This is a genomic window from Nostoc sp., from assembly GCF_036917535.1.
Taxonomy (GTDB): Bacteria; Cyanobacteriota; Cyanobacteriia; order Cyanobacteriales; family Nostocaceae; genus Nostoc.
Genome location: NZ_JBALDA010000015.1, coordinates 24,976 through 39,042 on the forward strand (window position 1 = coordinate 24,976; position 14,067 = coordinate 39,042).

Sequence of the window (14,067 nt, forward strand, 5' to 3'; positions counted from 1 at the left end):
AGATTTGCAATTTCTTGAACACAAAAATAGGGTTTGAGTCCTCATAGATTATAAGTTATTTGTTTTATATTAGGGTTTAAATCCCCACTATAAAACCATACTTCCGATTTATTTAATCCACTGCTCCCAAAGCTATAAGTGTAGCTTTTTGAGCTTCATTTAAATTCTTGCTCCGAGCAATTTTCATGCCTTGATAAGGCTTACTATCGGGTGGTTCTATCTTATCAAGAAGCTTACCTGTGAAAATATCCCAAGTTTTGATAGTTTGGTCTTGACTACTACTAATTAAAATTCCTCCTTTCGGACTAAACATCAAAGATTCTACAGCAGCTTCATGAGCAGTTTCATGAGCAGTTTCATGGTCTTTTAAAATCCGAATACGCTGTTTTGTTTCAAGAGTCCATAAACTGATAGTTTTATCATGTCCGCTACTGGCAAAAACTAAACCATCTGGATGAAAAGCAACAGTTAGTATCCTATCTTTATGTCCGTCATATCCATCAAAAGTATGAATGCATTCTTTTGCTCGGACATCCCATAATTTCAGTTTATGATCGAAACCTCCACTAATTAAGTAATTACCATTGGGACTAAAAGCAATCGAATGCACCTGATTGTCATGCTCTCCCAAAATTTTTACTTCATGAGTTTCATAATTCCACAATCGAATAGTTTTGTCACGACTGCTACTGGCAATCAATGTTTGATTAGGACTGAAAGACAGTGATAATACACGGTTAGTATGACCATTACAGGATTCATCCAAATCTTTGATAACTTTACCTGTTTCAACATCCCATAAAATTATCCGGCGATCGTTACCACCACTAGCTAACTTTTTGCCATCTGGACTAAAAGCTAATGTTCTAACTCTATCGGTATGCTCTTTCTTTAAATTATCCTTAGCCTCTTCTTGCCATTTATCGTTTTGTAATCGCCATAGGCGGATTGTATTGTCTTCACTGGCACTAGCAACTCTATTTCCAGTGGGACTAAAAACTACTGACCAAACCCAATCTGTATGTTTGGAAAATGTTATTGGAGATTGTCGATCCCATTCTCCTTCTTGAATATTCCAGAGGCGAATCTTATTATCTTCACTTCCACTAACAAGTAGTTTAGCATCAGGACTAAATGCGACTGACCAAATTCTATTAGTGTAGCCTTGTATAGTTTTTTGACATTTACCAGTTTTTACATCCCATACTTTAATAGCATGGTCATCAGCACCACTAATCAGTAAATGTTCGGGATGAGTACAGAAAGCTACAGAGCGTAACTGATTTTTATGCCCGTTCTTATACGGGCCTAATATTTTTGAGAATTTACCACTTTCAATATTCCACAATCTGATATTATGATGCTCATCAATTCCACTAGGATTTTTATCGCTACTACCACTAGCAAGAGTTTCACCATCTAGACTAAAAGAAATAGTCCATACTTGCTTTATTTGGTCAATGCTTAAAGTTTTGTAGGATTGATCGAGATTTCTCTTCCATAATCGGATGGTTCCATCTTCACTACCACTAGCAATCATCTGACTATTGGGACTGAACGCAACACAACGCACTGCTTTTTTGTGTTCTTGCCAAATATGCAAATGCTGAGGATTATTAATATCACTAATATCCCATAAGCATACACTTCCATCGTGACTACCACTAACTAAGGTATGACGATTAATAAAGACCACAGAGTATACATGATCAATTGGTATTTTTTTATAGCAATCCCCTGTAGCTAGATTCCATAGAGCTATATGTTTTTCTCCTGCACTTACTAAAATATTTGCATCTAAAAATATCACAGAGTAAATGCATTGATTATCTTTTATTTCCTTAATTTTCTTTCTTGATTTAACATTCCAGATTCTTATAGTATTATCTTCTCCTGCACTAGCTAGATTTTCTCCATCAGGACTGAAAACTACTGACCAAACTTGATGGCTGTGACTTTCGTCATCGCTAAATAATTCAAGCTGATAGTTTTGAGTCTCCCACAATCGAATGTTACCGTTAGCATCTCCTGCTGCAAAATACTTGCCATTGGGGCTGCAACTAATAGAGTGAATGGAACTCAAGGTTTCTGCAAACGTTGAATTTAATAAATCTGAATTAGTAAAATTTACTTTATGTAACTCTGCATTTTTTAAATCTGCATTCCAAATCGGTATATTAGAGAAATCTTCACCTGTTAAATCTGTTTCTAAGAGTAACAACAAATTCAGAAGATTGCCGCCCATATAACCAGTTTGTGGTCTTTGCTCTGACCACTTTGATAGCATAGCTTTGAAACGTTCTTTGACTGGTTTTGTTCCACCAAGGTTTTTAAGTATTCCTTTTTTTATCGGCTCAAATATACGAAGCTTTTGTACTTCTTTAATATATTCTTTGGCGTCCGATTGGTGAAATATAGGATATTTATTAATTAATTCTGGTTTGCGATCGGGATTGCAAATTTCATCAATAATAGTATTGATTAAACGATTTAAAATATAATCTCTTACCATTGGCACAAGAGACACAATTGAACCTTCATGATTAATTAATGTTAAATTTTCTAGATTATCTCGAATTTTAATTTTTTCCTTGCTGATTGGTTCATTCTGGATAGCAAATTCATATACCAGTTGATTATCACATTGGTTTAAGCGATTAATTTCATACTCTAAAAGTTGAGAAATTCTCGGTGGCAAGTCTTGAAGATGAAAATCATTTTCTATGTATATAGGATAATTTGAAGTAGTGCTATGCCTTTCTCTATAGTCAATATATTTTTCAAAAAAACTGGCAATTTTCCCATCATAAGTATCAAAAATTATTTTTTTGACAATATTGAGTGCAACTGGATTGCCTCCACAATATTCAGTTAAATCTTGCCAATAAAATTCTTCGTCTTCAGATTCACAATAGATTTCTGGATAAAATCCTGATTTGACATCTTGGACTTTTAAGCCATTAACTGGAAAAATTTTATAGTAACTTGAAGGTAATTGATGGTTGTTTAATTCTCTGATATCTTTATGACTAGTTAAAAGTAAACAACTATCATGCGGAGTTAAGATTACTTCTTCAATAAATTTACCAAACTCTTGCCAGTCCTTTCTGTAATAGTCTTCTTCGTCTTGAGTATTGATAATTTCTGTAACGTCATCCAAGATTAACAAACATTTGTTTTTTTGTAAGTAACTAATAGAATACTGAATTCTCTGATTAATGTTTTCATAAACGGGTTGTGAATGAGGAGAGAAAAATCTAATTATGTCATCTAGCAAAGTATGAAAAGAGTAAGCTATTCGGAGATTTTTCCAAATAATATACTTAAAATTATTCTTAACTCTATTTTTAAGCTCTAGAGTCAGAGTAGTTTTACCAATTCCTGTCATCCCCACTAAACTAACTAAGCGACATTTAGCTTGAAGAATATATTTTTCTAAATCTTCTAATTCTTGTGTGCGTCCGAAAAACAACTCTCCATAAGGAGGAGCTTCTACTGTTTCTTCTATTGGCTCCGTATTTGGTGAGATATTCTTAATCGGTGACGATAGGGGAATTGTAGAACCAGAAATTTCTGTAACATCGCCAGCTTCAACATTGGTAAAACTGTTCCCACTATACTGTAATTCAATGGTATAGTTTGGCATAGGTTGATTCTTGTCACCCCAGCGAGCATCCGCAGACCAAGCACCATCAACTTTTTCCTTCTTGCGTGTCTCTACTGTCAGCACCCCACTTTCTGGATTGAGAGTCAGCAAATTGTACTGAAGTGGTATCCCCGTTACCTGTTCTTTTGCAGGTGCGCCAAAAGTTCCAGCAGCAATAATCCGCAGACCACGCCCAGTATCATATTTAAAATTTTCATCCTTTGCTTCGTGGATATGGCCGTGAATGCCAAGCTGGAAACCATTAACCGCCAATTGTTCCAGAAAACCTATGTTTTTCATTGACTGAAAACCATTAACTGGATGATGCCAAACTGCAATTTTCAGCCAGCCGTTGTAGTTTTCAGTTAAAATTTTGTCGAGAGCATTGGCGATCGCATTTGGATGAATACCAGAGCGATTTTTGTATTCATGATCGATTTCCCAACAAGAATTTAAAGCCAGAAAGAGGATTTTATCTTCTGGGCAAGGGTGTAGAATGGCTTGGCGATCGTACTCTAAAGGATAAGACTCACCAAATATTCTTTTGTAGAAGTAATCATTAAAATAACTAAAACGTTTCTGATACTCATCTTCATTACAAATTAGCGCTCCCCATCTGCCAAGGTCAATGTATCTACCTTCGGGTAAGGGATTGGGGCGTGTGTCAGCCCAGGAATGAAGATAAGCCGCTTCTGATAATTTCCAATTTAGGTCATGGTTTCCAGGAACAATAATAATTTGATTGGAGACGAGTCGATAACGTTTCACCAGTTTATCAACCAGTTCAAAGGCAGCTTCGTACTCTTGTTGTGTTGAGCGGTTTGTAATATCCCCAGAAATTACCAAGTAGTTAAGCTGCTTGAGGTGAAGATTTTGGGTGAGGTCGCCAGCAAGTTGAGTAAAGTATTGTTGTGCTTGGGCACTAGTTCCCAAATGAATGTCAGACAGATGGAGAATGCGAATTTGATTGTCTGCTTTTGTCATGTAGAGTTCCTTATCCAGAGTAAATAATGCTTTAAATTCTTATTTTGCGGGTGTTTATACTGTATTTCAGAGTTTTTTTGTTTTTTGATAATAAACATTTGGACTTACAAATATATCAGCTATTAAGGCTCCAGCGAAGGCTAAGACAAATGCTGAAATTACAAATAGCAAACACGAAACATAGACTAAAAAAATAGCCTAACGCTTTTGAGTCCTGCTTAAATATGATTAAAGTTTGCACCTTTGTTAGGTTAGCCTCAGTAAAATTTGCACTGCAAATATCTGCGCCACTAAAGTTTGCCACCTCAAGATTTTGTCCTTTGAAAAAGTACCCACAAAGATTTTGACAGGAGTTGTCCTGACTCATGCTTGGGTGCAGCATCTAAATTTGTATTTATTTTGAATACAGATATACCACAAAAAATCCCGCTTTTACAACGCTTTCAAGTGCATTTCTTTCTGTAGTGTCACCCGGATTTCTCACAAGTGAGAAAAAAACACTTGAGTTAGCCAAATTTAGAATAATTTAATTAATACACCATCAAAATACTTCCAAATCGTGAGCATGTCTAAGTAAAAACCGAATAATTGCAAGATAGAGAAAAACACATAAGATTGATAAACACGGAATATCAAATTTTTAGTAATAAAATCAAATATGAACTGTTCCGGTATACAATCCATTTGATTGGGGGTGATGCTTAAACTGCTGAAATACTTGTGCAATATAGATTTTGGCAGTTTTTAACCCCTGTTTCTTCAACCTTTGTGAGAAATCCGGGATAACTATATACTCCGCAAACAAATATTTTGTAATACTTAATATTCGAGAAACTAATAATTAGTATTTCATAAGATTGTGATTGCCAGCACATCTTTTTTCGTATTTATCGTATATGCTCATATCTGCTGGGTAAAATTACTAGATAAATTTATGGTAATTCGAGCACCAAGCAGCAGAATTAGGGATTCTGCTGTGCTATTAACCCTCTTTGGTTATTTGATTTTTGAGCAATTATCTAGGTAACTGAACGGTAAGCTTAGTTGCTAGAGAGCATTCCATAATTACATTCAGTACTGACGTAGCCATACCAATGGCACGAATAAAAGTGCTAACCCTTGAGATTACTGCTTTTGGGGTGTAGGGAATATAAGAAGAGTAGAGCTAGGTTTCATACTCTCAAATGCAAAGTCTCTTAGCACTACACCCAACACCCTATCCCCTACACCCTGATAAAGGCGAGGTTTCACTTTTTCTTCGTGCTATTCAAATATATACAAATCAGCGATACCAATCATAGAGCTACTGCTAAGGCAATTTTAAGAAAATAAAAAAGCATGAATACAACACGCAAAATTCGTTTAGGTGCATTTATTCAAGCTACCGGACACCATGTTTCTGCTTGGCGACACCCTGATTCACAAGCAAATGCTGGACTGAATTTCGAGCATTACAAAGAAATTACTCAAACTGCCGAACGCGGCTTATTCGATGCAGTTTTCTTAGCGGACAGTCCAGGAGTCTGGGGTGGCGCTCCAGAAACTCAGCATCGCAATGGTAAAATTGCCCATTTTGAGCCTGTCACCCTCTTCTCGGCCTTGTCTTCTGTAACCCAAAACATCGGCTTCATTTCCACGGCTTCGACCACTTATGAAGAACCCTACACCCTAGCACGTAAGTTTGCTTCCCTAGACTACTTAAGTAAGGGCCGGGCCGGATGGAATGTAGTCACAACAGGCAATGAGAATGCTGCACGTAATTTCGGCCTTGAGCATCACCCGGAACACAGCCAGCGTTATGAACGAGCTGAAGAGTTTGTGGAAGTGGTGAAAGGTCTATGGGATAGTTGGGAAGACGATGCTTTCATTCGTGACAAAGAGTCTGGTATTTATTTCGATCCAGACAAACTGCATACATTGAACCACAAGGGCAAATATTTCTCTGTAAAAGGCCCTTTAAACGTTGGTCGTCCGCCTCAAGGCTACCCGGTGATTGTTCAGGCTGGAGCCTCCGAATCGGGACGGGACTTAGCCGCACGCACTGCTGAAGCAATTTTCACTGCTAATCAAATCTTAGCTGATGCTCAGGAATTTTATGCTGATATCAAAGGTAGGCTAGCACAATATGGGCGATCGCCAGACGATCTCAAAATTATGCCTGGCGCTTTTCCAATCATTGGTCGTACCGAATCAGATGCTCAAGAGAAATACGAATTTCTGCAATCGTTAATCCATCCCGATGTGGCTTGGGGGATTTTAAAGAACTATTACAAAGGTGTGGATCTGTCGAAATATTCTTTAGATGATGTAGCTCCTGAACTACCCAGCGACACCAACACTAACAAAAGTCGTCTCAAACTAGTCAAAGATTTAGCTACTCGTGGCACTCTCACGCTGCGCCAGTTATATCTCTCTCTTGCTACTGCACGAGGACATCGCACCATACTCGGTACTCCTGAAACCATTGCCGACCAGTTAGAAGAATGGTTCAACAACGGTGCAGCAGATGGCTTTAATATCATGCCACCAATCCTTCCCACAGGATTAGATGACTTCGTTAACCTAGTCGTTCCCGTCCTTCAAAAACGTGGACTGTTCCGTACTGAATACGAAGGTAGTACCTTGCGTGAAAACCTGGGATTGCGTCGTCCGACCAATCGTTTTGCCGCTAAACAACTAGATGAAAGATTGGTGTTGGCATAAATAACTTTTCATATCTGCACTGTGCTTATAGTGCTGTAGTGTAAATGAATTTTTCATGGATGCTTAAGCCATACCTTTTAATCCGTACCTTCTGTAGATCGCCGCCCTAAAGAATTTGAGAATTGTGGAGAGACGCGATAAATCACCGTCTCTACGGGAAATGTATTTGTTAATAACAGCATTGAATACTGAAAAAACCCTGTAATTTTTGTGCCATAGGCAAGGAAAAAACATGACTGAATATAGCCGATTGAAGACCTCACGCTCTGCTGCAATCAGAGCAACCCTTGATTATCCAGTAATCGACACCGACGTTCACACCAATGATTTCACCCCAGCTTTTGAGGATTACATAGCTAAGTACGGTGGTGCGAAACTTGTAGATGAGTTACGTAAGACGGAAGCCTCACGTCTTAACTCCAAGAGCAACGGTAAAGACTGGTATCAACAAACCCCTGAAGAACGTCAATATAATCGGACAATCCGATCGCCTTGGTGGGCCAGAGTTACCAAAAACACACTGGATCTGGCTACTTACACCCTCCCCAGACTCCTCTATGAGCGTCAGGCGGAGCAAGGGTCAGACTATTCAGTGCTGTTTCCGAATAATGTTTTAGCACCGGCTGGAGCTAGTCCAGAGAATCGTCAGGCATTGCAACGTGCGGTTAATCACTATCATGCTGATATTTATCGGAAATATAGCGATCGCTTGACACCGGTAGCTGGCATTCCATTAACTACTCCTCAAGAAGGCATTGAGGAGCTAGAGTTTGCTGTTAAAACACTGGGCTTAAAGGTAATTAATATCACTGGTGGTGTGAAACGACCAATCAAAGCGATCGCTGATAAATATCCAGCTGATAAATTCCCCGAAATCGCCAAGTATGCTTCTTATATCGACTTCTACGGATTAGATAGTGAATACGACTACGATCCCTTCTGGGCCAAAGTTGTGGAACTGGGAGTACCTGTCACCACCCATTACGGCAGTCAGGGCTGGACTGGTCGTTCCTCCATCAGTAATTACATGAACAACCATATCGGTCACTTTGCCGATGGTTCGGAAGCATTTGCGAAGGCGCTGTTCTTCGGCGGTGTTACTAAGCGTTTTCCGCAGTTGCGTGTAGCAATGCTGGAAGGTGGTGCAGATTGGGGTGCCCGCGTCTACATTCATTTGGTAGATCGGTTCTCCAAGCGCAATGTCAAAGCACTGCAAAACTATAATCCAGCGTTGACAAATGCCGATGAGTTGTTTGAAATATTTGAGCGCTACGGTGCAGAAATTACTCAAGGACATTCCCTCAATAAAGATGAATTGACCAAGACTGTACTGGGAGCTTCATTCAGCCGTTATAGCCGTGCACCCATTGATAGCGAATTGGACGATTTTGCCGCAGCAGGTATTGAAACCATTGAAGACATCCGCGATCGCTGGGTGAACAGTTTCTTCTTTGGTTCTGAGTCTGACGATCGTACGATCGCTACGGCATTCAATGACAAAGCCAATCCCTTAGGAGTCAAGATCAACGCCATCTATTCCTCTGATGTTGGTCACTGGGATGTCCCAGACTTGACTTCCCCCTTGGCTGAAAGCTGGGATCTTGTGCAAGAAGGCGTCCTGACCGAAGCCGACTTTAAGTCCTATGTATTCGCTAATCCCTACAAGTTTTACACCCAAGCTAACCCCGAATTCTTCAAAGGTACAGCGATTGAATCTAAAGTAGGTAAGACCGAATTTAAACAAGTGGACAAGAGTTTAGTGGTGGCGTAAAAGGCGAGATGAATAAGCAAGGGAGCAGGGGGCAGGGAGCAGAAGGGGAAAGAGGTAAATTAATTACTCATTCTCCCCCTTGCACCCTGTCTTTCTGCCTCTCTGCCTCAAAAATACCGACATCGTTATTTTTTTTGGCTAATTATGGCTGAGTTGATATATCGCATAGGGTTTTAGTTTTGCGTTAGCGTACCCCTCCAGGGAAGCAAGCTACGCGTAACGTCTCGTAGAGAAGCGGGGCGGAACGCACGTCGCATTCTATTTAAAAATTTCCCCACTTTCTCAATTAACAACATCTCTATGACCTTACCAACTACTAATCTCGGTAAAACTGGATTGACCGTTTCGCGCCTCTGTCTCGGCACCATGACCTTTGGTTTGCAGACCGACGAAGAAACTTCCAGGCACATCCTCGACACCGCCGCCGATGGTGGGATCAACTTTTTAGATACAGCCGACGTTTATCCCCTCGGCGGCGAGCTTGCCACTGCCGGACGCACCGAAGAAATTGTTGGGCGCTGGCTCAAAGGCAAACGCGAACATTTTATCTTGGCTACCAAGTGCGTCGGTCGAGTTGGCCCTGCACCTTGGGATCGGGGGGCTTCGCGGAAACATATTTTGGATGCGATCGATGCTTCTCTGCGGCGGCTGGGAACCGATTATATCGACTTGTATCAGTTGCACTCTGACGATGCCTCCACCCCCCTTGATGAAACTCTGGAAGCATTGGATACAGTGGTTCGTACTGGCAAGGCGCGCTACATCGGGGTTTCCAACTTCTTAGCTTACCGACTCGCCCGTGCCTTGGGTCGTGCCCAGACGCGCAATTTAACCAGGTTCATCTCAATTCAACCCCGCTACAACCTATTATTCCGCGAAATTGAGCGAGAACTGTTGCCTCTGGCGAAAGAAGAGGGATTGGGTGTAATTTCCTACAATCCCTTGGCAGGCGGTCTGCTCACTGGCAAACACATTCTTGCTCAAGGCCCCACTTCAGGTACGCGTTTTACGCTAGGTGCTGCCGCAGAATGTTATCAAGATCGTTACTGGCATGATCGCGAGTTTAATACTGTCGAAGCTTTACGCACAGTAGCGGATCTCGCTGGATTTTCCCTCACCACCTTGGCGGTAGCTTGGGTTTTATCTAATCCCATTATCACTGCCCCCATTATTGGTGCTAGCCGTCCAGAACAACTTACTGACAACCTCAAGGCTGTAGAACTAAAACTTGAGGACAATTTGAAACAAAAGTTAGACGACATAACCGCCGAATACCGCAGGGGAGATTCCCTGCGTTAGTTTCTATTTATAAAAAATGATTTTCATAATTACGAATTACGTTAGCGCAGCACTAGCGATGTCGGAGCGTCATTACGAATTGGTATTAGACGTTTGCAAACCGGAACTTTCATGACAAAAAAGACCAGACAATCCAAATACTTTCAACGTGCTGCTGATGCACCAGATTTGCCATCAACTCCATTTCGGTTCATTTGCTATTTCGTTAACCAGTTTCGCTGGTGGTATGTGCTAGCAGTTATCTTGGAGATTATACACGCAACCTGTGGCATTATGTTGCCTTATGCCATTGGCGAGATCGTTCGAGGTGTAACGCGATCAACGGGCGACAGCAAGCCCATTTTTGATGCGATGAGGCAACCCCTAATGTTATTCATCGGCTTGAGTGTGGGTGAAGTGGTATTCGGGCGATCGGCTGGACTTTTGCATACGATTCTCCATCCAATCCACCGACAACACATTGTGCGATCGCTATATGCCTACTTACAGCACCATTCGCATCGCTACTTAAGCAGTAGTTTTTCTGGGGCATTGGCACATCGAATTAGCGAAACTTCTCTAGGTGTTACCCAGACGATGCAAATGATGATTACTGAATTTATGCCAGTAATTGTTGTGTATACCGTCGCCACAACGATACTGTATCGCGCCTATCCTCCGCTAGCTGCACTTGTGGGAATATGGGCAGTTCTCTTTATCAGTATTTCGTTCTGGCTGGCAACTCGCTGCCGATTTTACTCCCGGAAAGCCGCAGCCGCCAGAAGTGAGACAACTGGTATCATTGTAGACGCGGTAACAAATCTTACTAGTAGCCGATTATTTGCTCGCTTGGGTTTTGAACGACGTTATTTGAATGAGCAATTAGGGCGCGAAATCAAACTGGTAAGAAAATCCAATTGGTATTCGGAGCGAATTCGCTGGTTTCAGTTCATCTCAGCTGCTATTCTGAAAATCAGCACCCTATATTACTCACTCACTCTCTGGAGTCAAGGAAAGATTGCTACTGCTGATTTCGTCGTCGCAACCAGCCTGTCGCTGTTGATCATTAGTGAAGCCCGGAATTTGAGCCGCCGTTTTCTGGAATTTTTTGAACATGTCGGTAATGTCGCCAATGGTGTCTTTATCATCATTCAACCGCACGAGTTAATTGATCGCGATCGCGCAATCGCCCACTCAATTACCCAAGGTAAGATTGAGTTTCGACGAGTGAATTTCAACTACTCGGATGAGAAGAAAGTTTTCACCAACCTTTCTGTTTCCATCCAACCGGGACAGCGTGTTGGACTGGTGGGCTTCTCTGGTTCTGGAAAATCCACCTTTGTCAATCTGATTCTGCGTTTGTTCGATCCCCAATCTGGAGAGATTACTATTGATGGGATCGATATTCGAGACATGACTCAGGATGCCCTACACGCTCAAATCAGTTTGATTCCCCAAGATCCGTCTCTGTTCCATCGCACTTTGCTGGAAAATATTCGTTACGGACGCTTGGATGCAACCGATGAGGAAGTAATAGAAGCTTCACGAAAAGCTCATGCTCACGATTTTATCATCCAAAGTCAGGATGGTTACAATTCTCTGGTAGGCGAACGTGGTGTCAAGTTATCTGGAGGGCAGAGACAACGAATTGCGATCGCTCGTGTAATTCTCAAAGATGCGCCGATTCTGATTTTAGATGAAGCCACCTCCAGCCTCGATTCAATCACTGAAAAAGCGATCCAAGATACCCTTGACTTAGCAATGAATGGGAAAACGGTCATTGTGGTAGCTCATCGACTATCTACCATCGTCCATCTAGATAGGATTTTGGTGTTCGACAAAGGTCGCATTATCGAAGATGGCCCCCACGCTAAACTGCTGGCACTGGGTGGTGCTTATTACAGATTATGGAAAATGCAAGCAGGTGGATTTCTACCGGAAAATCTTGACGAGGAACCCATACGCGAGGTTCGCACTGGCACAGATAACGTCGAACAGGGAATAATCGCTTGACATTTGCCGCTACTTGAGATTTATTTGCAAATTCAATTCAAGAATTGTCCCGGAAAGAGTCCATAAAACTAAAGTAATGTGATTGAAGTAGGGTGTGTTATCGCGTAGCGTAACGCACCAAAGTCTTCAGATGGTGCGTTATGCCTAATACCCCTCTCTAACCCTCCCCGTATGTATTGGCTACGGTGTATACACAAGTCTGAAATAGTTTACTCATTTGGTTTTCGCGTTAGTTTTACCCCACCCTAACCCTCCCCTTGTTAAGGGGCGTTAGTTTTACCCCACCCTAACCCTCCCCTTGTTAAGGGGAGGGAACAAGATTTCTTATTTACCCCCTTTCTAAGGGCAGGGCTGTTTCATTCCACAAAGGATAAGAGTTTGTCAATATCATTAGAGGTAAATATCTGGGCTGAGGTGATGGAGGAATAACCATTTCGGCGCCAAATATTGAGTGCGTTGGCGAAGCCTTGCCGAAGGCATCGTTCGGAGTACCGATAGATTTGCAGGGGCATTCCCCTTACGTATAGTCGAATGATCTTCATTAAAAATCACATCCTTAAACGGCAGTCGCCTCAAGTCGGGAAACCCGCCCACGGCGCTGCCTCCCCAATGAAGACGATTCTCAATCCCCCAATGTCCGCGAATACCTTTGGCAAAATCAGCCGCAGATTTTACTAGGCTAGTAATGTAGTATGCAACTTGGTGATATGCAATGCCAGCACGAGTACCAATTCTTTCGAGCTTAATCAATGATTTTAAGCCAGTCCATTCTTGGCTGATACCCGTTAAATCATGAAAAACTTCTAGAGTGCGTTTTGTAAATCTGTTTCGAGTTCTTTCTGCTGCAATGTGCCTACTGGTTGGCTTGGAATTATCCGTAGTATGTTGAATTTGGCGATGCAAGTTCTTTTGGTTTGCTTTAAGAGCGATCGCATAGTCATTGCCACTATCAATAATTAGCTTGCAGGTTTTTTTTGGCAATGTAGAGCATCTAAACTGAAAACAACACCCTGAATATCTAACAGCGCAATTAGATTTTGAACTGTGCTAATTTCACTACCTTGCTTGTTCTCCAATTTGCTCAGACTTAGGACTAGCCCTCTTTCTTCAGTAAATACCGATACATACTCACAAAATTTTGATACTCGTTTTTGTAGTCTTGTACAGTTCCTTTGATACTTTTACCATCAATTCCAAACCACTCGGATGTATCCACATGAACGTAGTTTTGCGCCCACTGATTAAATATTTTGGCAAGAATATCAAAGTCTACTCCTATTAGTATCCGACGGATTGTCGAGGTTGATGGCACGCCATGTTTTTCAATTCTGAATTTATCAATTAATACACGACGATGACGTTTTACAAAGTCTCCCCATGCACGATATCCTACGTAGCCGCTCATTGTTCCCATAATCACAAACAGCAATACCATCCACAATTGATGTCTTTGCCCATCTTTGACTCGAAAATCTTTTACTTGCCGTAGTTGTTCAATCAGATTTGCACCCATTGTTTTCATCCCCTCGACGCTTGTCATTTTACATCTTTTAGGGAATGAAACAGCCCTGCCTTATAAAGGGAAGCCACTGCGTTGCGGAGGTTCCCTCCGTTGTAGCAAGTGGCGTGGGATTAAGGGGGGTAAAGAATGTACTTCATTTAGATGCAAAAT

8 protein-coding genes are annotated in these 14,067 nt (G+C 41.4%); 4 read left to right on the top strand and 4 right to left on the bottom strand.

All coding sequences use genetic code 11. From position 1 onward, the window contains the following. Positions 1 to 112: 112 nt before the first annotated feature. Both V7K56_RS04765 and V7K56_RS36935 read right to left on the bottom strand, forming a co-directional pair. Positions 113 to 4,630 (bottom strand): metallophosphoesterase, encoded by a 4,518-nt coding sequence (locus V7K56_RS04765; protein ID WP_334908109.1) that lies wholly within the window; start codon positions 4,628 to 4,630, stop codon positions 113 to 115. Between the two features lie 115 nt (positions 4,631 to 4,745). Further along, entirely contained in the window at positions 4,746 to 5,012 is a 267-nt protein-coding gene (locus tag V7K56_RS36935; RefSeq protein WP_442939912.1) for a pentapeptide repeat-containing protein, read from the bottom strand. Positions 5,013 to 5,968: 956 nt separating this feature from the next. Between V7K56_RS36935 and V7K56_RS04770 the strand changes: the two genes are divergently transcribed. The 4 genes from V7K56_RS04770 to V7K56_RS04785 all read left to right on the top strand — a co-directional run bounded on the left by V7K56_RS04770 (position 5,969) and on the right by V7K56_RS04785 (position 12,395). After that, a complete protein-coding gene (locus V7K56_RS04770; RefSeq protein WP_334908111.1) occupies positions 5,969 to 7,333 on the top strand; it encodes an LLM class flavin-dependent oxidoreductase in 1,365 nt (454 codons plus the stop codon). Between the two features lie 232 nt (positions 7,334 to 7,565). Further along, entirely contained in the window at positions 7,566 to 9,104 is a 1,539-nt protein-coding gene (locus tag V7K56_RS04775) for an amidohydrolase family protein (protein WP_334908113.1), read from the top strand. A gap of 300 nt (positions 9,105 to 9,404) precedes the next feature. Then, the gene (locus tag V7K56_RS04780) at positions 9,405 to 10,403 is read left to right on the top strand and encodes an aldo/keto reductase (protein ID WP_334908115.1); all 999 of its coding nucleotides are present in this window, start codon (positions 9,405 to 9,407) and stop codon (positions 10,401 to 10,403) included. A 111-nt stretch (positions 10,404 to 10,514) separates the two neighbouring features. Further along, positions 10,515 to 12,395 (top strand): ABC transporter ATP-binding protein, encoded by a 1,881-nt coding sequence (locus tag V7K56_RS04785; protein ID WP_334908117.1) that lies wholly within the window; start codon positions 10,515 to 10,517, stop codon positions 12,393 to 12,395. Between the two features lie 390 nt (positions 12,396 to 12,785). Here V7K56_RS04785 and V7K56_RS04790 read toward each other — a convergent pair whose 3' ends face one another. Next, positions 12,786 to 13,376: an ISAs1 family transposase gene (locus V7K56_RS04790; RefSeq protein WP_334908119.1), complete on the bottom strand. Its 591-nt coding sequence runs from the start codon at positions 13,374 to 13,376 to the stop codon at positions 12,786 to 12,788. Between the two features lie 112 nt (positions 13,377 to 13,488). Further along, a complete protein-coding gene (locus V7K56_RS04795; RefSeq protein WP_334908121.1) occupies positions 13,489 to 13,935 on the bottom strand; it encodes a transposase family protein in 447 nt (148 codons plus the stop codon). Positions 13,936 to 14,067: the final 132 nt, after the last annotated feature.